General features: G+C 62.5%; 15 protein-coding genes. 3 read left to right on the top strand and 12 right to left on the bottom strand.

Features of this window, described 5'->3' with window-relative positions:
- Nucleotides 1–3 precede the first annotated feature (3 nt).
- The 5 genes from tsx to B9Z01_RS28410 form a co-directional block, all read right to left on the bottom strand.
- On the bottom strand, nt 4–1,020 hold the full coding sequence (gene tsx / locus B9Z01_RS28430) for a nucleoside-specific channel-forming protein Tsx (protein WP_085488951.1): 1,017 nt from the start codon (nt 1,018–1,020) through the stop codon (nt 4–6).
- Nucleotides 1,021–1,247: 227 nt separating this feature from the next.
- Nucleotides 1,248–2,210: a ribokinase gene (locus B9Z01_RS28425; RefSeq protein WP_085488891.1), complete on the bottom strand. Its 963-nt coding sequence runs from the start codon at nt 2,208–2,210 to the stop codon at nt 1,248–1,250.
- A gap of 64 nt (nt 2,211–2,274) precedes the next feature.
- Complete coding sequence (gene uriT, locus B9Z01_RS28420) at nt 2,275–3,699, bottom strand: uridine transporter UriT (RefSeq protein ID WP_085488890.1); 1,425 nt, start codon at nt 3,697–3,699, stop codon at nt 2,275–2,277.
- Nucleotides 3,700–3,865: 166 nt separating this feature from the next.
- Complete coding sequence (locus B9Z01_RS28415) at nt 3,866–5,068, bottom strand: adenosylhomocysteinase (RefSeq protein ID WP_208626273.1); 1,203 nt, start codon at nt 5,066–5,068, stop codon at nt 3,866–3,868.
- Between the two features lie 267 nt (nt 5,069–5,335).
- On the bottom strand, nt 5,336–6,397 hold the full coding sequence (locus tag B9Z01_RS28410; protein WP_085488889.1) for a LacI family DNA-binding transcriptional regulator: 1,062 nt from the start codon (nt 6,395–6,397) through the stop codon (nt 5,336–5,338).
- Nucleotides 6,398–6,680: 283 nt separating this feature from the next.
- Between B9Z01_RS28410 and B9Z01_RS28405 the strand changes: the two genes are divergently transcribed.
- Nucleotides 6,681–7,643 (top strand): nucleoside hydrolase, encoded by a 963-nt coding sequence (locus B9Z01_RS28405; protein ID WP_085488888.1) that lies wholly within the window; start codon nt 6,681–6,683, stop codon nt 7,641–7,643.
- 434 nt (nt 7,644–8,077) lie between these two features.
- Here the strand turns inward: B9Z01_RS28405 and B9Z01_RS28400 are convergent, their stop codons facing one another.
- The 7 genes from B9Z01_RS28400 to B9Z01_RS28370 form a co-directional block, all read right to left on the bottom strand.
- Nucleotides 8,078–8,689, bottom strand: a complete 612-nt coding sequence (locus B9Z01_RS28400) for a GNAT family N-acetyltransferase (protein WP_085488887.1) — start codon at nt 8,687–8,689, stop codon at nt 8,078–8,080.
- Complete coding sequence (locus B9Z01_RS28395; protein ID WP_085488886.1) at nt 8,686–9,777, bottom strand: PHA/PHB synthase family protein; 1,092 nt, start codon at nt 9,775–9,777, stop codon at nt 8,686–8,688. Before B9Z01_RS28395 ends, B9Z01_RS28400 begins: the two co-directional genes overlap by 4 nt.
- 3 nt (nt 9,778–9,780) lie before the next feature.
- On the bottom strand, nt 9,781–10,188 hold the full coding sequence (locus B9Z01_RS28390; protein WP_085488885.1) for a hypothetical protein: 408 nt from the start codon (nt 10,186–10,188) through the stop codon (nt 9,781–9,783).
- Between the two features lie 139 nt (nt 10,189–10,327).
- Nucleotides 10,328–11,656: an alpha/beta hydrolase gene (locus B9Z01_RS28385; RefSeq protein WP_143809093.1), complete on the bottom strand. Its 1,329-nt coding sequence runs from the start codon at nt 11,654–11,656 to the stop codon at nt 10,328–10,330.
- Nucleotides 11,657–11,688: 32 nt separating this feature from the next.
- The gene (locus B9Z01_RS28380; RefSeq protein ID WP_085488883.1) at nt 11,689–12,447 is read right to left on the bottom strand and encodes an SDR family NAD(P)-dependent oxidoreductase; all 759 of its coding nucleotides are present in this window, start codon (nt 12,445–12,447) and stop codon (nt 11,689–11,691) included.
- Between the two features lie 51 nt (nt 12,448–12,498).
- A complete protein-coding gene (locus B9Z01_RS28375) occupies nt 12,499–14,169 on the bottom strand; it encodes a fatty acid--CoA ligase (protein ID WP_085488882.1) in 1,671 nt (556 codons plus the stop codon).
- A gap of 215 nt (nt 14,170–14,384) precedes the next feature.
- A complete protein-coding gene (locus B9Z01_RS28370; RefSeq protein ID WP_085488881.1) occupies nt 14,385–17,087 on the bottom strand; it encodes a LuxR C-terminal-related transcriptional regulator in 2,703 nt (900 codons plus the stop codon).
- Between the two features lie 245 nt (nt 17,088–17,332).
- Between B9Z01_RS28370 and B9Z01_RS28365 the strand changes: the two genes are divergently transcribed.
- Nucleotides 17,333–18,397, top strand: a complete 1,065-nt coding sequence (locus B9Z01_RS28365; protein ID WP_085488880.1) for a universal stress protein — start codon at nt 17,333–17,335, stop codon at nt 18,395–18,397.
- An 18-nt stretch (nt 18,398–18,415) separates the two neighbouring features.
- A complete protein-coding gene (locus B9Z01_RS28360) occupies nt 18,416–19,264 on the top strand; it encodes a TauD/TfdA dioxygenase family protein (RefSeq protein ID WP_085488879.1) in 849 nt (282 codons plus the stop codon).
- Nucleotides 19,265–19,317 lie beyond the last annotated feature (53 nt).

Genomic DNA, 19,317 nt, shown 5'->3' with positions numbered 1-19,317 from the left:
CCCTTAGAACTGGTAGCCAACGTACCCGTAGTAACCCCATCCCGTCGAGCGGACCTGAATCGTTCCGCCTGGCGTCTCGAGCTCGCCTCCTTGCCACTGCCCACCGTTATGAAAGTAGCGAGCAACAGCCCAGAACCGCCAATGCTTAAATCCATAATTTAACGCGTTCGTTGCAACAAATGCATTGTTAGTTCGGCTATTGTCCCCCGTCTTTTCACGCAGACGCGAACCGAAGTCGTAGTTGAAATACCCGATGTAGGTAAGCTTTCCTCCATAGAAAGTGGCAATTGGATATATGTACTTCATCTGTAAACGGTAGCCATCCCAGCTGTTTTCGTTGGCAGCGCCATAGTTCTCCCACTGTCTGCGAACATATAGGTTCGCGGAGAGCAGCCACTTTGTATGCGTATCGATGTCGACACCAAAGCCCGAATAGAGCGTGTTCTGTCGTCCTGCCCGGCTATGGCCCAGATCGTAAATCCAGTCAAACGACATGTACCATTCTTTGATCGGCCCAACGGCCAGACTTCGACCCAGCAAGTGGTCAATCGAAATGCGAGGCTCTTGCTCCGTGAAGACTGGTGAGCCATTGTTCGTGACACCCGTATCGTGGACGTTTCCCACACCGAATGCACGCGGGAGGTCGACGTAGCCGTATAGGTCGAAAGGCCCTTTGCGTCCCCAGAATTCGTATTCGGCGTAGACGTCGTTGTTGAGGTACGGCCCAAATCGGGTGCGTGCGCTTCCCACCACACCGAAGCTTTGATTGAGCCAGGAGGACAGGTAAGGCGACGGCTCCGGCGGTGGTTCGTTCACCGGTCGCGACGGAAGCGGCACACCAGCACCGCCGGCGCTCTGCTGCCCGCTTTGGGCCATCAGATTGTTTGGAGCTGTGTCCGTGGCGGCTGCGATGCTTTGCGGTTGTGCCAGATCTTGCTGTTGAGCACATGCTGGCTTTGGAGCGACCGACGCGAGCAACACCGTTGCGGACAACGCTAGCCACTTTTCACGATCCAACATCGACTTCGACGCAAGCTCTGCCTCGCTCCAGAGGTTGAAGCAAGTCATCATAATAGTAGACCTAAGTATATTTTGAATTTCATTGATCTTCTGCCCGACTGCCAGACGGCGTCGCTGTTATTCTGCTTACAAAGAGGCTTCGGCTGGCGCCATCCAGATCTGGACTACACCTACCCGTCGGCTCTTCTTCGATGATGCTTTTGACGCGATGTTGCTGTGCTGCTGATTCAAGCCGGAACGCTTTCGAGCGCGTTTGCTATTTCACTTGCATGCGGACTCGACGCTCGTGCGCCAAGCTTCGTGACAGCGAGACTGGCGGCTACAGCTGCGTGGCGTGTCGCATCTTGGAGGTTGTCGCCAGCAGCCAAGGACGCACAGACAACCCCCATGAATGTGTCCCCCGCGCCCGTTGTGTCCACCGGTTTAACCTTTAGTGCGGGCGCGAGGGAGAAGGCCGCGCTGGAAGCCGAGGCGAATATTGCACCCTTCTCACCCATAGTGATAACGACGGGAGCCCTGGTCTGCGACAATAGCTGGCGAATGGCATCCTCGACTGAAGCGGTTCCGGTAAGCGCTTTTGCCTCCCCCTCGTTCGCGACTACGATGGGGCGAAGCGCATAGAGCTCTTGCGGAACCTCGCGAACAGGGGAGGGGTTCAGCGCGATTTGGGCCCCCGATATTTGTGCGACGCGGGCTGCGCCCAGCACCACTTCGTCGGGAACCTCAAAGCCGAGCACGACAATATCCGAATGCCTTAGGTTCAGTTTGAGCAGCGCGGCACTTACAAAGTCTGAGTTCAGTGTTGCGTTGGCGCCCGGGACTACGACAATGCTGTTTTCTCCATCTGCGCTGACGCTAACCACTGCCGTCCCGGTGGGAGCCGTGTTGTCGACCCAAACGTGCGACGTGTCCACGCCGTTGGCAGCGAGATCGGCGACCGCCGCGCGCCCCGCATCGTCGTTTCCAACGGCCGCGACAATAAACACGGTGGCGCCGGCTCGTGCGGACGCAACTGCCTGGTTCGCTCCCTTGCCGCCTTGCAGCCGCTCGATTGCAGTGCCGCTGACTGTCTCGCCGGGCACGGGAAGTCTCGTGGCGTTCACAACGATGTCCTCGTTCACCGACCCAACGACAATCACGCGTCGCAAGGATGTGTTTTCGGATTGCGGGTTATTGACAGGAGTATTCATTTTTTCAGGATTCCAATCCTCAAGGCGAAACGGCAGGGGCGTAAGGGCTTCGCCTGTAGCTGTGTTACTCGGTTTCTTCAGCGTTCTTCGGTTGTGGAATGAAATACGAGGCGACAAGAGCGGCGGCCGTCACAGCTGCACCAAACAGCAGCGCATTCGAGTAGCCGGCCAGTGAAGCACTGCCGTGCGGGGAACCCTTCACCTGAATTGCGGTGAGAGCCGCAAAGCTCAAACCTGCACCGAGATTGAATGCACCGGCATTCAGACCCGGAAGAAAGCCGGGATTCTCAGGCGGCGACAATACGATCCCCAGTCCGTTTAGCATGATGTTCGCCATCCCGACGTATGCCACGCCCATCACGAGTACGCACGCAATCATGATCGGCAGAGACTTGATTCCGCTGGTGGCGGCTACTGCCAGGCAGACAAGACAGAGAGCAAGACCGACACGCAAGATGCGCCGATATCCGACGAGCGGACCGAGGCGGCCGGCGATGGGACCTGCAATCCAGCCGACAATCGCGAAGGGCGTCAGGAAGATGTACGCGGTGGTGTCCGCGCCCATGCCGAAGCCAGCCGGATGGTTTTGTGCCAGAGACGCAACCACGCCATAGACTGCCGCATAAACTCCGGCCAAGGTGAGCGCCGTGGTTATCAGCAGAGACCACGTCGCGCGCTGTCGCAAATGCCTCGGCGCGACCAACGGCGCTTTGCTTCGAGCTTCTACGAAGTAAAAAGCACAAAATGCGGCGACTCCGACCAAGCCGCACAGTCCGACCTTTGACCAGTTCGCGGCGTCCAGACGGCCTGCTTCGTTTAGCCCGAGCAGTAAGGCGGTCAGCGAAACGACGAGAGGAAAGACGCCAGGCCAATCCATCTTTGTCCCCGCCGAAGGCATCGACTCGTCCGTTTGATGGAGGACCAGCGCGAGTGCAATCGCAGAGATAGCAGTCACAACCCAAAAAATTGAACGAAAGCCGATATGACTTGCGAGAAAGCCGCCTACGATGGTGTCTATCCCTGCGACGCCGCCGTTGACGGCGGTAATCACTCCGAGAAGCAGACCATACTGCTTTTTGTCGGTTACGCTCACCCGTAGCATGAGCAGGCAAAGTTGAATGACTGGTCCGGATGCACCTTGGATAGCGCGTCCGAGAATAAAGGTCTCGATATTCGGAGCGAAGGCGCACAGCACGCTTCCTGCAGTCATTACGCCGAGAATACCCGCAAGAATTTTTCTTCGCCCGACGATGTCGCTGAAGCGAGGGAGGAAAAGCGAGAACAGCGCCGCAAGTGTGAAGAAAACCGTCTGTGACAGCCCTACCATTCGTTCTGAAGTGTGCAACTCGACCGATATAGTTTCGAGTGCTGGACTGACCATACTCGCGTTTAACTGAAACGCAACGCAGGCGGCCAGGAGCGCAACCATAATCGCAGTAAGACTTTCTCCGCGCGGTTGCGTCGCGGTAACATCCGGGTAGCTCGTCATTTCGTTTAACCCTTACTGTTCTCGGGCACGGCTGTCGTTGTACTCCCGCGCCTCGCGTGAATCACGTGACAAATCTGCCACGGTCTCCTTATTCTTCGAGCGGCACGGTGTTCGGTGTGCCGCCCGGTTGTTTATTGCCTTAAGTTGCCCGGCGGGGCCGTCTTGCTTACCGGCTGACGTCCATTGAGTCGAGAAGGCGCCGTGCAATTTCTTCCTCGATGACGCGTGGCACGCATTGGGCACCGTTTTGCATCGCCTGGTGATTCTTGACCACATACTCGAGCGACAGAGCCTGGAGCATGAATCCGAGATCCATCGATTCGATAGAGTTGCCCTTCGGCTGATTGCCCGCGAGGTTGAACATACGACCGTCTGCGACCAGGACCACTTTTCGTCCATCGTCAAGCTCGATGCGCTCCAACGTTCCGTCAATGTCGACCACCGAGCGCGCGCTATTCTTGAGCGACTCGACGTCAATTTCCCATGGGAAGTGACCGCAGTTTGCGAGGACTACGCCGTTGCGCAGATTCCTGAATTCCGACGACCCGAAAACGTTGTTCTGGCCCGTTGCAGTGATGACGACGTCGGCCCATGCCGCGGCGTTTTTCGCGCTATCGACGCGGTGCCCGTCGAGCGCTGCCTCAAACGACTTCAAGATGTCTGTCTCGACGACCGTGACGATCCCTCCCAACGCCCGCAGATACTGCGCAACGCCTCGACCGCACCATCCGTAACCAACCACCGCAAAGTGCTTGCCGGGAATCATCAGGTTCGTGATTCGCATAAGGCTCTCGACCACCGACTGTCCGACGGCATGACGATTCTCGCCGATTGCCTTGAGAAGGCTGTCGTTGATGACGATCACGGGGTAGGGGACTTTCTCCCGCAGTTGATCCCGAAGGCGCAACCCGCCGGAAGTCGTTTCTTCGGTGCCACCCAGAACGCTGTCGTATGCTCCGCGTTCGGCGATGCCCGCAACCAGGTCTGCGCCGTTGTCCAGAAGGACATCCGGCGTCGAGTCCAGTACTGCGGCGATGTTCTTGTGGTGCTGCTCGAGGCTGTCGGCACGCGCTCCGAAGATCTTCATCCCCTGGCTTCGGAGAAACGCGACGATGTCGTCCTGCGTCGAACCATGGTTGCCCGTGGCGACGATTTCAGCACCCCCGGCGGCCAATGTTTCCAGAAGCACGGCGGTCTTCGGCTCCAGATGCAGCGACATACCGATGCGATGGCCTGCGAAGGGCCTGGTCTCCTTGAATTCACGACGCACCCGCTCGAGCATGAACATGCGCGAGCGAATCCAGTCCATACGATTCGCACCGGTTTGAATCAGTTTGGACTCCGAATCGATGTTCTTGATGTCTTCCACAGAAAATCTCCTTGTTACTCCACAAAAATATGCAGATGCACGTCCCGCGAGGGATTGTAGGGGCAAACCCTTGAATGTCTGATCTATGCCCGCAACCTTTACGTCAAGCGCTTGACGTATGTTACATCAAGCGCTTGACGTTGCAAGTGCGGATGAAACTACCTAGGGTTTACAGGGGCAATTTTTGATTGCGAGACAAGATCGCCAGGAACGTCCGATGAGGCGCGGATGGGGAAAGATCCGCACCTCACCGGGATGCAGGTGAGGTCAGACGGCGGGAGCGGAGGATGTGCCCGAGGCGCGTCGCTTTGGGCCTTTTAGTGGTGTCGCGGCCCCGGTGGAAGCTCGAAGATGGAGTTCCGTTTCCACAACGGTGAGGTTGGTTGCACGCCCGTTTATGGTATTTATCATGGCGGCGCCAGCGGCCTGTCCGAGCTCGTAAGCTCGAAAGTCGACGGAAGTGAGCGGGGGAGCGATAAGGGCAGAGAAAGGAATATCGTTGAAGCCAGCAACACTCAGTTGGCCGGGAATATGAAGGCCGGCTTTCTTCGCCGCACGGATCGCGCCGTACGCGAGGATATCGTCTGCCGCGACAACTGCTGTAACCCCGTTTTCCTTCCAGTGTTTCCACGATTCGAAGAACCTTGCTTCGCCCTCTTCAATCGTGAGTTCTCCCGCTGAAGCGATCGCGTCTAGCAGGTGAGCGCCGCCTTCCTGCATTGCAACCTCGAGGTGGTGTCGGCGGACAACGAACGTTCCCTTCTTCGGTTGATAGCTGAGGTAACCGACTCTTCGGTGGCCCATGGCCAGCAAATGCTGCGCGAGGCCTTTTGCCGCTGATTCAAGATTCAAGTCAACACACGGCAAGCCAAGCGTTTGGTCTGGTGCTTCAAGCAGTACAGTTGGGCAAGTCGAGCGAAACAGCTCCATAACGCCGGACGACGGGGCGGCCAGGATAAGACCGGCGATATTCTCTGACTGGGCATCCCGCACGACGTCGATGCCGAAGTCGAGACCGCTTGATGGCACTCGCAACTGAACCCTGTACTGAGCCGCGACGCTCGCGGAGAGCCCATGGAAAACTTCACCAAAAAATGGGTTGCGGATATCCGGACAGACGAAAGCAATGTTGGATGGCGAGCGCGTAGCTAACGTCCGGGCACTTTGATTCGGGCGATAGTCGAGTTCCTGAACTGCCGCCTCTATCCGATCTCGAAGATCATTGTTGATGCGTCCCTCGGTGCGACCGCTGACAACGAGCGAGACGGCCGATACGGAACACCCAACAAGTTCTGCAACATCCTTCGCGGTGGCGCGTTTTGTCTTCATATTCTCTTCCTGTAAGCTCGACACGTCTCGCGGAGTACGAATTAGCCTGCGGATATTGTAAGACACCCGGCGAGGACAATCCCTTGTCCACTTGGCGGGCTCGCGAAAGAATTGGGCCCTGTCCGGAACTGTACCTCTGAACGACGAATAATGCAGAAAAACCCATACGTCAATCGCTTGACGTTGGGCGATTTAACTTGTTTAATGCCTCCGGAAGACCTCGGCGCGCTGGCGCCGTGTTCGCAAATCTGTCGCTCATGTGACAAAAGTTTGGAGGAGAGGTATGCAAAAGGTGATTTTTGACACCGACCCAGGTGTCGATGACGCGATGGCGCTGGCCTTCCTTGCGCGGCATCCGTCGCTGCAGGTAGTCGGCGTGACTACCGTTTTCGGTAACTCGACAATTGACGTCACCACGCGCAATGCTGTCTACCTGCGCGACGAGCTATTCGATCCGCGCGTGCCGGTCGCACAAGGCGCGGCCGATCCCATCCGTCGCAAAGCACCTGCCCCCATCGGCCATATCCATGGAAACAACGCACTCGGTGACATCGCGCTACCAGCGTTGGACTCCGATTGGCGAGAACGAATCGATCCACGGTCGGCGGTTCGCTTCATCATTGATACTGTTCGCGCCAGTCCGAACGAAATCAATCTGCTCGCGGTCGGCCCTCTCACGAACCTCGCCGCCGCCTTTCAGGAAGACCCGCAAATCCAGTACCTGTTGAAGGGCGTCATCGTAATGGGGGGCGCCTTCGGCTACGGAGGGGCTCTAGGAAATATCTCGCCATGCGCAGAGGCGAACATTTCTGCAGACCCAGATGCAGCGGACATTGTCTTTGCCTCGGCGTGTCCTGTGACAGTACTCGGACTCGATGTGACGCAACGGACGATTATGTCGCACGAGTATCTTGAACAATTCAAAGAAGGCGGAAGCGGAGCAGCGCGCCTTGTCTGGGATGTGACGCGAGTGTATGAGCAGTTTCACCAGGACAGCGCCGGCGTTTACGGCATCTACGTTCACGACCCGTCGACCGTCGCATATCTCATCGACCCGTCTCTGTACGCGTGCCGTCGCGGTGCAATTTGCGTAGTCACTGAGGGGGTCGCGATTGGACAGACCATTCAGAAACCCGCGGACATGAAAGTGCCGGCTGCTGCCTGGGACGTAAGGACGAAGCATTCGGTTTGCGTCGACGTACGGGTCGATGATGTCCTTGAGCTCTTTCGCCGAACGGTTCTCTGAGCAGAGCTACAAATGAAGAAATGGCTGGCCAGTCTCACCCATCCAATGCTTATTGACGCAAAGAATGCTGGCTCACTTCCCATGCCTGACCGGGCCACAAATACCCTCGCCATTCGTTGCCACCTCGCACTGCGCGCCATGTGTACCCGCCGCGCATGTCCAGATAGGTAAGTGCTGGTCATGCAACAGGTCACGGCACATGACAAGGCAAAGGACGAACTTTACCGTCTTACTACAATGCTGCTTTACGCACAGCTGACGGCGGCACGTGTCGCACGGGAGTGAAGATAGTAAGGGGCGGCCTGCAAGATATTCGGCCGACCTTGACCGGAAGGCCAGGAGCGGTCGAAGCATACGGTTGCGGCGAAACGAAGTTACGCATTGCCGGGATCACCAGGTCGGCGCAACAACTCGTCAGCGGTCTCCTGTAAAGCCTACCGCGGGTTCACGTCATTCAGCGCGTCGCTCAACCCATACAACTGGCGGCGCGTCGCCACGGCGTCGACGTCGTGGCTGAGCACCACCAGGTCATGCATGTTGCCGTCCCGATCGGCCACCTGGCGATGCAGCAGCGCTTCTGCCCGAAAACTCAACTCCTCGAACACCGCGATCGCGGCTCCCTGGTCGGTCGTCATTTGCGCAACGAGCTTCTTCAGTCCGCGCTCGAGCGCCTGCGCGAAACACGCCTGGATCAGTCCGCGCCCGAGGCCCGTGCCGCGCGATGCGGGCGATACCAGGATACGCAACTGGCCGACATGTCTCGACCAGCTCAGATCGTCGGTGACGATCGCCGTGCAGCCGACCACCGTCCCGTCGCGCTCGCGCGCGATCAGGCTGGTCACTTCCTCGCCGTCGAGCGCGCGCATCCACGCGTCGATGACCTGAGGCCGGCCGATGTCGCGCGGCACGAACAGCAGATCGTGCGCCGGCAAGGTGGCGACGAACGCGACCACCGCGTCCCGGTCGGCGCTCGTCATCCGCGCGATCTCGATCTGCTTGCCTGCGCATTCGATGCTGCGCGGATAGCTGCGTGATGTCTCGGTCATATCGAACGTTCCTCCAGCCAGGAATTGAGTTTCGGCCACATGCGCTTGATCGCGTTCGCGCCGGCGGCAATGCTGACATGGCCGCCCGGCAGCACGACTTCCTCCTTGTCGGGCGATCCGGCTCGCTCCACCAGCGGGCGCGCGCAGGCCGGCGGCACGATATGGTCGTACTGCGCGACGATGTGCAGGAGCGGGACGGTGATCTTGCCGAGCTCGACGAGTCGCCCGCCGATGCGCAAAGTGCCTTCGTATAGCGCATTCTTCTGCAGCAGCTCCTTGGTCGTCTGACGGAAGTAGCCGCCGGGAAGCGGCAGCGTCTCGTTGCCCCAGCGCTCCATCATGCGGTAGCCCTTGACGAACCGGTCGTTCCAGAGGTTGTCCCACAGCCTGATCTGCCCCGCGATGCGGCTCGCCGGGCGCAACGCGTCGAAGCCCGCGAGAACGAAATCGGCCGGCACGACACCGACACCGTCGACGAAGCGGTCGACATCGAAGCTGCGTTCATCCGACAAAGACCGGAACAGCTCCATCTTCGAGAAGTCGATCGGCGTCGTCATGCAGACCAGGTTCTTCACCGGTCCGTCCACGTGCAGCGACTGATGGATCACCGACAGCATGCCGCCCGCGCAGTAGCCGAGGAGCGTCACGTCGTGCTCGCCCGAGTCCTGTTGCACGCGGCGGATACAGTCGGGAATGAAGTCGAGCACGTAGTCTTCGATCTTCAGGTCGCGCTCGTCGTCGGTCGGCTCGTTCCAGTCGATCAGGTACACGTCGTAGCCGCTCCCGAGCAGGAACTCGATCAGGCTTTGCCCCGGCGCCAGATCGAGGATGTACCCCTTGTTCGTCGGCGCCATCACGACGAGGATCGGCACGCGATAGACCTCGTCGACGCTTGCGTGATAGTGGACGAGCTCCAATGTGCCGCGCCGATGCAGCGTGGTCTTCGGCGTGCGGCCGACCGCCGGCTGATTGACGCCGAGCAGTTCCATCCCCTTGAGGCCACGCTGCACCGCACGCTCGACTTCGAGCTGCAGGCGCTCAGCCAGCGCGGGATTCGCGCTCTTCCTGTCAGTGGGCTGCGAGGCCATCGTTCAGCCCTTGTCGGCATGCGTGCCGCGGCGCGTTTGCTTTGCCGCGGCGTGAGGTTCGGCGGGGGACGCCGCACCGGGCGGGCGGCGTGTTCGCGCCGGACGCGGCGCGGGTGGGGCGGCGGTTTCCTGCGGCAACAACCGGTCGAGCTTGTCTTCGATGCGCTGCAACGACACCGCTAGCTTTGCGACCTCTTTGCGGCTCGGCAGGTTGGCATGCCGCAGATAGTCCGTGACGGCTTTTTCGAACAACTGCTGCATGCCGAGCCAGACAGACGAGAACTGGTGGAGTGACTGGAGCACGTCCTGCGATTGCATGCTGCCGGTTGCGAGCGTGTTGGCGTCGTTCTCGAACTTCGACAAGGCGTCGCGCCACATCTGAAACGGATCGGGGAATGCAGGGGAGGCCATTTCGCTTCCTAACGGTCAATACAGGTCGATACGGGTCAATACAGGTCGATACGATCGATGCGCGGAAATCGGGCATGCTCGCGCGTTGCGAATTCAGTCTGTCCGCCGCGCAGGGTGTCACGATGCAGCACGCCGGTCATCACGGTTGCACGCCGCCACGGTAGGTTTCGCTTGCCTCGATCGGCGCGAAGTGCTGCCCGAGCCATTCCCGATAGGCGGCAACAGGATTGAACAGCGGAAAAGCGGGCAGGCCCGTGGTCCATCCGGCATCGGCCATCGCGCGGCGCGTCGTGGTCCAGTACCAACTTTCGAGTTGCTCCCCCAGCATGAGCGACCCGATCAGCAGATTGCGGCCCATGCGCAGTCCCGCCCACGCGAAATCATGTTGGCAGCGCGCCGACAACTCGATCGTGCGATCGGCTGGCGCGGGAGCTTCGCCGGCAGGCGAAACCAGGTTAAGCCGAAGCGTCGTGCCGATGCGTTCGAGCGCATCGCGCGCTGCCCGCAGCACGCCATCGAAGTTCAGGAAGCCGTGGAACTGCCCTGCGTAGTGCAGCAGTTCGACCGGCACGCCGGCTTCACGCAGACGCCCGGCGTAGGCGAGACCATCGTCGCGGATCGGATCGAAGCCGGCCGTTACGACGACTGCCGGCGGCAAGTTGTGCAGCTCATGAGTGAATGCCGGCGAGATCCAGGGGTCGGCCAGGTCCGTGCGCCCTTGTGTAATCAGCACGCGGATCGCATCGATGCTTGCCGATGTCAGCATGTAGCGGCTGGCGTTTTCTGCCTTGGATGCGAAGTCGTCGCGCAGATTCGTCGCGGGATAGACCAGCACCTGAAGCCGCAGTGCCGTTCCCGCTTGTTCGGTATGACGCTGGGCTACGGCGGCGGCGAGATTGCCGCCGGCCGAGTCGCCGCCCACGGCGAGACGTGTGGTATCGATGCCGAGCGAATGCCCCTCGAGGACGATCCAGTCCATCGCCGCCATGCAATCGGCGCGGCCGGCGTACAGGTCGTGCTCCGGCGCCAGGCGATAGCGCACCGCGACGACGGTCACGCCGCTCGCCATCGCGATATGCCGGCAAATGGCGTCGGCGGTCGCGAGTCCGCCCATCACGAAGCCGCCGCCGTGAAACCACAGGAGTGCGGGTGCAGCCTCGGCCGTCACCGAAGGCCGATAGATCTTCAGCCGGATCGGCTTGTGCGGCCCGGGGATCGACAGTGTTTCGACGCGGGCCACCGCATCAGCATGGCCGAGCGCAAGCGCGGACAGACGCCACCTCAACCGATGCTGGCGAATGTTGGAGCGGTTGACCGGCTTCTGTTTCGTGAAGTTGAGCATCGTCAGAAGCACTTCGGCTTCCGGATCGAGGGTTCCGGCGCGCAGCCGTTCTGGACGGCCACGGTCGCGTTGCCCCGGCGCAGGTGAGGGGGTGAAAGTCTCAGCTTTGCTCTTCGTCGAATTCACAGGCTATCCTCGCGCGCGACAAACGCTTTCATTCACAGGGCGGAAACGCCGCCGTCCACGGCAACCGCCTGGCCCGTCAGGTACGAATTCTCTTTTGCGCACAGCATCAGCATCGCGGCGACCATCTCGTCGGGCCGCCCGAGCCGCTTCATCGGCGAACCCTGCGCGAGAAATTCCTGCTTTTCGCCGACATCGCTTTCGGTCACCATCGGCGTTGCGCTGTAGTACGGGCAAACCGCGTTGACGCGAATGTTCCTGCGCGCGTATTCGACCGCCGCGGTGCGTGTCAGGCCCACCACGGCGTGCTTGGCGGCCGCGTACGCGGCGAGCTTCGGCGCGCCGGAGAGGCCGGCCACCGAGGCCACGTTGAGGATGACACCGCCGCCTTGCGCGAGCATCTGGCGAATCTGATGCTTCATCCCGAAGAACACGCCCTTCACATTGACCGCGAAGGCGAGGTCGAGGTCGCTCTCCTCGGTCTCGATCAGCGATTTCATCGGCACCAGAATGCCGGCGTTGTTGATGCCGACATCGAACCGCCCGAACTGCCGGACGGCGGCGGCCACCACCGCTTCGACCTCGGCTTCCGAGGTCACGTCGCAACGCTGCGCGACGACCTCGGCGCCGATGCCGCGCAAGGTCCCGGCGATGCGCTCGAGCCCGTCGGCGTCGTAGTCAGCGAGCACGAGGCGTGCGCCCATGCCTGCCAGTTCCGTCGCGAGCAGGGCACCAAAGCCACCGGCGGCGCCCGTGATCATGACGGCCTGGTCGCGATAGCTGTCCAGTTTCATGCTGTCCTCAGAGAGTGAATCCGTTATCGGCTGCGCCCGATTCGCGTCGCGTCATTCAGTCAATTTGCGGATCGCTTTCTTGTCGATCTTGCCGACGCTCGTTTTCGGTATGCCGTCCACGAACGCGATCCGGTTCGCTTCCGGTACCGCGTACCGGCTGATGCGCTTCGACTCGACGTGCCGCTGCAGATGCTCGCGCACGTCCTCGACGCCGAGCGAGCTTCCCTCGACCGGCACCACCAGGGCCATTGGCCGCTCTCCCCACTTGTCGTCCTTGACGCCGATCACCGCGCATTCCAGCACGTCCGGCAATTCCCCGATCAAGCCTTCGATCTCGATCGACGACACCCATTCGCCGCCCGTCTTGATGACGTCCTTGATACGATCGACGATCTGCACGTAACCGTCCGGCGTCATCACCGCGACGTCCTGGGTATGCAGGTAGCCGCCGCGCCACAGCGCCTCGGATGCCTCGGGCTGGTTGTGGTACCCCTGTGTGAGGAACGGCGCGCGCAGCACGATTTCACCCGGTGTCGCACCGTCGCGCGGCACGTCGCGCATGTCGGGATCGACCACCCGGAGGTCCACCATCGGTAGCGGACGTCCCGTCATGCAACGCTTGCGCACGTTCTCGTCCTGATCGGCCGGTGCGCCGCCCGGAGGAAACTGCGAGAGCGCCACCGTCGGGCCCGTCTCTGACATCCCATAGCCCGCGAACACATCGATGCCCTGCTCGACGGCGGCGCGGCATAGTCCGGGGGGCAGGGCCGCGCCACCCGTGATGATCTTCCAGCCGCTCAGATCGTGGCCGTCGCGGCGCGCGGCATCGAGCAGCATCTGCAGGATGGTGGGCACGCAATGCGAGAACGTCACTTTTTCGGTCTTCTTCAGCTCCAGCAATATCTCGGGGACATAGCGGCCGGGCAACACGATGCGCAGCCCGAGCAGCACCGCGATGTACGGCACGCCCCACGCGAGCACGTGGAACATCGGCGTGATCGGCATGTACACGTCTTCGCGATGCAGCCGCTGTCCATCGCGCGGCGAACACAGGCTCGTCGAGATCGTCAGCGCGTGCAGCACGATCTGACGGTGGCTGTAGCACACGCCTTTCGGGTCGCCCGTGGTGCCCGTCGTGTAGAACAGCGCGGCGCGCGTGTTCTCGTCGAACTCGGGAAAGACGAAGTCCGGCGAGGCAGGCTCGACCAGCGCCTCATACTCGCCCGCGACGGGCAGGGGCGTGGGCGTCATCGGATGGCCGTCGGCGAGCACCACGACCTGGCGCACGAACTTCAGCTCCGCCTGGATCTGCTCGAGCACCGGCAGGAACTCCGCATGAACGAGCACCAGGGCGGCGTGCGAGTCGTTCAGCGCATACGCGATCTGTTGCGGCGAAGTGCGGACGTTGACCGTGAACAGTGTCGCGCCCATCATCGGGATTGCGAAGTAACTTTCGAGGTAGCGGTGACTGTCCCAGTCCATGACGGCGACGGTCGCGCCGTGCCGCACGCCGAGTGTTTCCAGTGCGGAGGCGAGCTGCCCGATGCGCCGGCGCAGGTCGGCGAACGTATAGCGCAGCTTGCCGCGATAGGTGATTTCCTGATGCGCGCTCAGGCTTTGCGAGTTCAGCAGCAGTTGCTTGATGAGCAGCGGATAGGCGTAGGCCGACGGGGTCGGTGCAATCAGGTTGTCGGGGCTATCGGATGCTTGGGTCGCTGACACGGAGACTACCTCGTAGAACTGTCGGCGCAGCGGCGTGCCGCGTCATCGTGTCAAAGCATACTGTGCACGGCCGATCGATTCCCCCCCTTCGGGGAGGGGGAGGGTTACCGGGTATCCCGGGTCTCGTGCGTCATGTCCATCGCGGCTCGCTGCGCCCTCGGCGCGCTGGCGAGGCTGGCGCCGCGGCGCGATATGCGCCGGCTGGAGGTCCGGCTTCAGCCGCCGCTATCCAGCAGCCCGAGCGCCGTTGCACGATGCACTACGTGCTTGCGCGTGCCGGCATTGAGCTTGCGAAAGAGATTCTTCAGATGCCATTTGACGGTCTCCTCGCCGATCGCCATGGCCAGTGCAATCTCCTTGTTCGACAGATTGCGCGCGAGCAGCTCGAGGATTTCCCGCTCCTTCGGCGTGAAGACCATGCTCGGCACCGCGCGCAGTCCCTCGCTCGCGCGCGGCGCCGGCATGCGCGCGACACGCCGCGCCTGAGCGGCCGCCGCGGCCGATGCGCCGGCCGACTCCTCGTCGTTCAGGCGCGCCATCCAGTTCGCGAGTTCGGGATGCGCATCCACGATGGTCCGCATCAGGTTGAACGTCTGGGCCAGATTCATCGCCTCGAGCAGAAGCGCGCGGCCGTTTCCCTCGGTTTGTTCGATGACGAGGGCGCGCAATGCCATGACTTCGATGCGCACGCGGCCCAGCTTCATCGTCTCGGCCAGCGCGCTGGCTTCGCCCAGGGTGTCGAGCGCCTGACGCCAGCGGCGCGCGGCGATTGCGGCATAGGCATGCGCGAGCGTTTGCGTCAGTGCGACCAGCCGGCTCCAGAGCGGCGCCTTGGCGACATCCCGATGCGAGGCGATTTCATCCATGCGGCGCACCAGCGCTTCGCAGGTCTCGGCGCGATAGCGGCCGGCGTGCATGCGGATCTGTTCGCCGAGGCTGGCGATGCACAGCCGCGGCAAATGCCTCTCGCTGCCGATCGTGTAGAGCGTGTCGAGCAGATCGAGCGCGCGATGCGCGACGTCCTGCGCGGCTGCGACACACGCCGCGGTCCGGTAACCGATGATGACCGTGTCGGGCGTGCCCGCATGCTCGAGAACGTCGAGCCGGTTGGCGAGCAGCGCGGCGGCTTCGTCGATGCGGTCGGCGTCATAGGCAACGGCGGCGAGTGTCGCCGCGAACATGCACGTGAGCGGATGGCGCCGGCCCAGATCGGCCTCGGCGCTCGCGAGCGCCGGCCGCAGCGTCTCCTCGGCGAGACGCATCTTGCCTTCCAGAAAATAGCTTTGGCCGACGGAGAGATCACCCCAGCGCACGATATAGCCGATGCGCTTTTCGAGGTCGCCGCGAGGGAGCGCCTGCAGGACCCGTCTTGCCTGCGCCGGTTCGCCGCGCAGCATCGCACGGGTGGCGAGACGGTTCATATGCGCTTGCACCAGCCATGGCGGACCGTCCGGCGGCGATTCGACCCAAGGCTCGAAGATGTCGAGAAACCGATCGATTTCATCCGAGAAGAACACCGCCGCGCTCGTAATCAGCGCGCATTCGTAGCGCAACGCGGCATCCGCCTCGGGATTCGCGAGAATCCGCGCCACCTGCTGCTGCGCTTCCGCGTGACGCGCGCCGGTCGCCAGTGCCCAGGCGGCGGCAAGGCACAGGCGCGGGCGCCGCTCCAGTTCCTGTTCCGGGAGCAGTTGCAGCCAGTTGAGCGTCGCGTCCAGATGCCCTTGCGTGACGGCATCGTGCAGGCATTGCTCAGCCAGCTCATAGGCCATCTGATGTTGCCCGGCGGCATGCGCATGGCGTGCCGCTTCTTCGAGCATTCCGTGCCCGGCGAGCCACGTCGTCGCGCGAGCGTGCAGTTCGGTTTGCTCGGCCGCCGGCAGATGGGCGAGGCGGCCCCGCAGGGTATCTCGCACCAGCAGATGGAGGCGGCACCAGGCGCCGTTTTCCGCTGTGATGAAACACGGCGTGTCGCGCATGAGGCGGGCGAGACGCTCGGGCGCGAGCGGATCATTCGTCAGCACGGCGCACAACTCCGGATGCACCGCGTCGACGACGCTCACGCGCATCAGAAAGCGGCCGTCCTCCTCGGAGAGCGCCGAGATCAAGCCGCCGACCAGATGATCGCGCAGCGCGCCCGAACGGTCGGACATCGCGTCGATCACCTCGCGTGGATCGGTCGCGCGGTCCATTGCCGCGAGGCCCAGTTGCAGGCCGAGCGGCCAGCCATCGGTGCATTCGTGAATCCGCGCGCAATGATCGGCGTCCACGCGCGTGCCGAAGCGGCTGCCGATCAGTGAAATGGTCTCGTCGAGGCGAAAGCGCAGCGCCTCCGGCCCGAGCGCGACACCCTGTCCGTAGGCCAGCAGATCGGTCATGACGAGGTCGAGTCCGCGCCGCGTCGCTGCCACGATTTGCAGATTGGGCGGCGCGTTGTGGAACAGATAACTGAGCGCCTCGATGCCGCTCGATGGCAGCCGCTCGATTTCGTCGACGATCAGCACGACGTCGAGCGAAAGCTGGGCGATTTCGGCGAGCCACGCGGTCAGGCCGTCGAGTTCGCGCGCGGGCGCCATCGCGCCTTCGAGCACGAAGCGGCCGAACTGCGGGCGCGCGCAACCCACCCGGATCGCATGCACGAGCCCGAACAGCAGCCGGTGCGCATCGTCGCGCTCCTCGGCCGAGAGCCAGGCCACCGCGGTCCCGCGCATCAGGTATTCGCGCCGCCATTGCGCGAGCAGACACGTCTTGCCGAAGCCCGCGGGCGCCTGGATCGCGATGATCTGCCGGTCTTTCAAAGCCGGATCGGCGGAGCTCAACCGCGGCCGTGCCAGCAGGTAGGCGGGCGCACGCGGCGGGATCGTCTTCAGGAGAAGCTCGGAAACATGCCTGTCGTTATCGTCGGGCGAGAGGGACATCGGGTGCGTTCGTGACCCTGGAGCGGGTTCCTGCGGGCAGTGTCGGGTTGTCGAAAGCGGAATGCCGTCATGCATTCCATGCAGGAGCGGGTCGAGTGGAGGAGGGACCGCCCCCCTGCCGCGAGTGGGATCGGCCCCACGTTCTCGCACTACCATGTCTCCAAGGCCATTCTATCTGAGGAGACTTGCGTGTCATTCGAAATATCCGGCAAGGCCGAGCCATTTCGCGCGCGCTAGGGCTCGTCATGTATCGCCACCTTCTGGTTCCCGTGGATGACTCGGATGCGTCCAGCGAGGCCGTCGGGCACGCGGTGGAGTTCGCCTGGCTGCTCGGCGCGCGCATCACGTTCTTTCACGTGCCGACCGGCGAGGCGGCGTTTCCGACGTCTCGCCGACGAGGCGCCTTCGCTGTCGAGCCGAACGCGCTCGCCTGGGAACTGCTCGCCAAGGCGCAAGCCGCGGCACGCGCGCATGGCGTGACCTGCGACACGGTTAGCGACACCGCGAGCGACGCCGATCAGGTCCCGCACCGGGCGATTCTCTCGGCCGCGCGCGAGTACGGCAGCGACCTCATCCTGATGGTGTCTCGCGGTATGCACGATGCCGATACCGGACTCGCGACCCGGACCGCGAGCGTGCTCGCGGCGGCCGAGCGCCCCGTGCTGGTGTGCGCGCCAGAGCAACGGCCCGTGCCGATGCGCGTGACGCGCATGCTGCTCGACGAGCATCGCGCGCACGCGGCTGTTTTGCATGCGTGGCTGGGCATGCTGCGTCATGTGCGCCTGCAGGACGGCAGCCCGGGTCTCGCGCCGCTGCGCGCATGCGCCGGGTACCTGCATAGGCGCGCGTCCTCAGCGTTGCGGCAGGGCGGGAATGGCGCCAGTTGCCTCGATGAACGATTGCGCGGCCGCACCGGCGCGATCAGCGCGGAACTCGATGAGCTCGTGCTGCGGCGCCGGCGCAACAGGCGGCTGACGCGCGAGCTGAACGAACTGGTCGAGCAATATGCACGCGGGCTTATCCCGGTCGCGGAACTGGAACAGGCGGTGAGCGCTTACGCAACGTTCTCGTGGGAGCACCACGGGCGCGAAGAGGGCGTGGTGTTCGCCGCGGCCCGGCGCTATCTGAGCGATGCGGACTGGCATGCGATCGACAGGGCGCTCGCCACGCGGATGTGCCAGGGGGCCCGCGCGGAATCTGGCAGCTTGATTTCCCTTATCAACGATACGTGGGCGGACACCGGCGCGCACGCGCACGGCGTGCCGCCGCCCGGCAAGCCGTCGGCCGTTCGGGCCGACCCGCGGACTTAACAGGAGACTGTAGGAAAAATGAACATAGAACCGCTGACATACGCCATCGGCGCGGAACTGACCAACGTGAACCTCGCCGATGCCATCCATGACGACGGCCTCTTTGCTGTCATCCGGGAAGCGTTGTTGAAGCACCGTGTCCTGTTCCTGCGCGACCAGGACATCACGCGCGCCGAGCACGTCGCCTTCGCCCGCCGGTTCGGCGAGCTGGAGGACCATCCGGTCGCGGGCAGCGACCCCGAGCATCCGGGCCTCGTGCGCATCTACAAGACACCTGACCAGCCCAACGACCGCTATGAGAACGCATGGCATTCCGATGCCACCTGGCGCGTCGCGCCACAGTTCGGCGCCGTGCTGCGCTGCGTGGAGTGTCCGCCGATCGGCGGCGACACGATGTGGGCGAACATGGTGCTCGCCTACGAGAAGCTACCGGCGCACATCAAGGCCCAGATCGCCGACCTGCGCGCGCGCCACAGCATCGAGGCGAGCTTCGGCGCGGCGATGCCGATCGAGAAGCGGCTCGCGCTGAAGGCGCAGTTCCCGGATGCGGAGCACCCGGTGGTGCGTACCCACCCCGAGACCAGCGAAAAGGTGCTGTTCGTGAGCGGCTTCACCACGCACTTCACCAATTTCCACACGCCCGAGCGCGTACGCTACGGACAAGACCACAGCCCTGGCGCGGCCCATCTGCTGAGCTACCTCGTGAGCCAGGCGTATATCCCCGAGTACCAGGTGCGCTGGCGCTGGAAAAAGAACAGCGTGGCGATCTGGGACAACCGCAGCACCCAGCACTATGCGGTGATGGACTATCCCCCGTGCCACCGCAAGATGGAGCGGGCCGGCATCATCGGCGACGTGCCGTATTGATCGTTCACCTCGTTCAAACAACAGGACATTCCGGTGACGATCGCGCAGCGGTG

The sequence above is a fragment of the Paraburkholderia susongensis genome (assembly GCF_900177725.1).
GTDB classification, from domain to species: domain Bacteria; phylum Pseudomonadota; class Gammaproteobacteria; order Burkholderiales; family Burkholderiaceae; genus Paraburkholderia; species Paraburkholderia susongensis.
This window is presented reverse-complemented; position numbering and strand designations above follow the sequence as displayed.

What these genes read in the sequence shown, in the direction of transcription:
- B9Z01_RS28370 (WP_085488881.1), bottom strand. Translation starts at nt 17,087, where the DNA reads ATGTCCCTCTCGCCCGACGATAACGACAGGCATGTTTCCGAGCTTCTC.
- B9Z01_RS28410 (WP_085488889.1), bottom strand. Translation starts at nt 6,397, where the DNA reads ATGAAGACAAAACGCGCCACCGCGAAGGATGTTGCAGAACTTGTTGGG.
- B9Z01_RS28360 (WP_085488879.1), top strand. Translation starts at nt 18,416, where the DNA reads ATGAACATAGAACCGCTGACATACGCCATCGGCGCGGAACTGACCAAC.
- B9Z01_RS28390 (WP_085488885.1), bottom strand. Translation starts at nt 10,188, where the DNA reads ATGGCCTCCCCTGCATTCCCCGATCCGTTTCAGATGTGGCGCGACGCC.
- B9Z01_RS28365 (WP_085488880.1), top strand. Translation starts at nt 17,333, where the DNA reads ATGTATCGCCACCTTCTGGTTCCCGTGGATGACTCGGATGCGTCCAGC.
- B9Z01_RS28400 (WP_085488887.1), bottom strand. Translation starts at nt 8,689, where the DNA reads ATGACCGAGACATCACGCAGCTATCCGCGCAGCATCGAATGCGCAGGC.
- B9Z01_RS28395 (WP_085488886.1), bottom strand. Translation starts at nt 9,777, where the DNA reads ATGGCCTCGCAGCCCACTGACAGGAAGAGCGCGAATCCCGCGCTGGCT.
- B9Z01_RS28380 (WP_085488883.1), bottom strand. Translation starts at nt 12,447, where the DNA reads ATGAAACTGGACAGCTATCGCGACCAGGCCGTCATGATCACGGGCGCC.
- tsx (WP_085488951.1), bottom strand. Translation starts at nt 1,020, where the DNA reads ATGTTGGATCGTGAAAAGTGGCTAGCGTTGTCCGCAACGGTGTTGCTC.
- B9Z01_RS28405 (WP_085488888.1), top strand. Translation starts at nt 6,681, where the DNA reads ATGCAAAAGGTGATTTTTGACACCGACCCAGGTGTCGATGACGCGATG.
- uriT (WP_085488890.1), bottom strand. Translation starts at nt 3,699, where the DNA reads ATGACGAGCTACCCGGATGTTACCGCGACGCAACCGCGCGGAGAAAGT.
- B9Z01_RS28425 (WP_085488891.1), bottom strand. Translation starts at nt 2,210, where the DNA reads ATGAATACTCCTGTCAATAACCCGCAATCCGAAAACACATCCTTGCGA.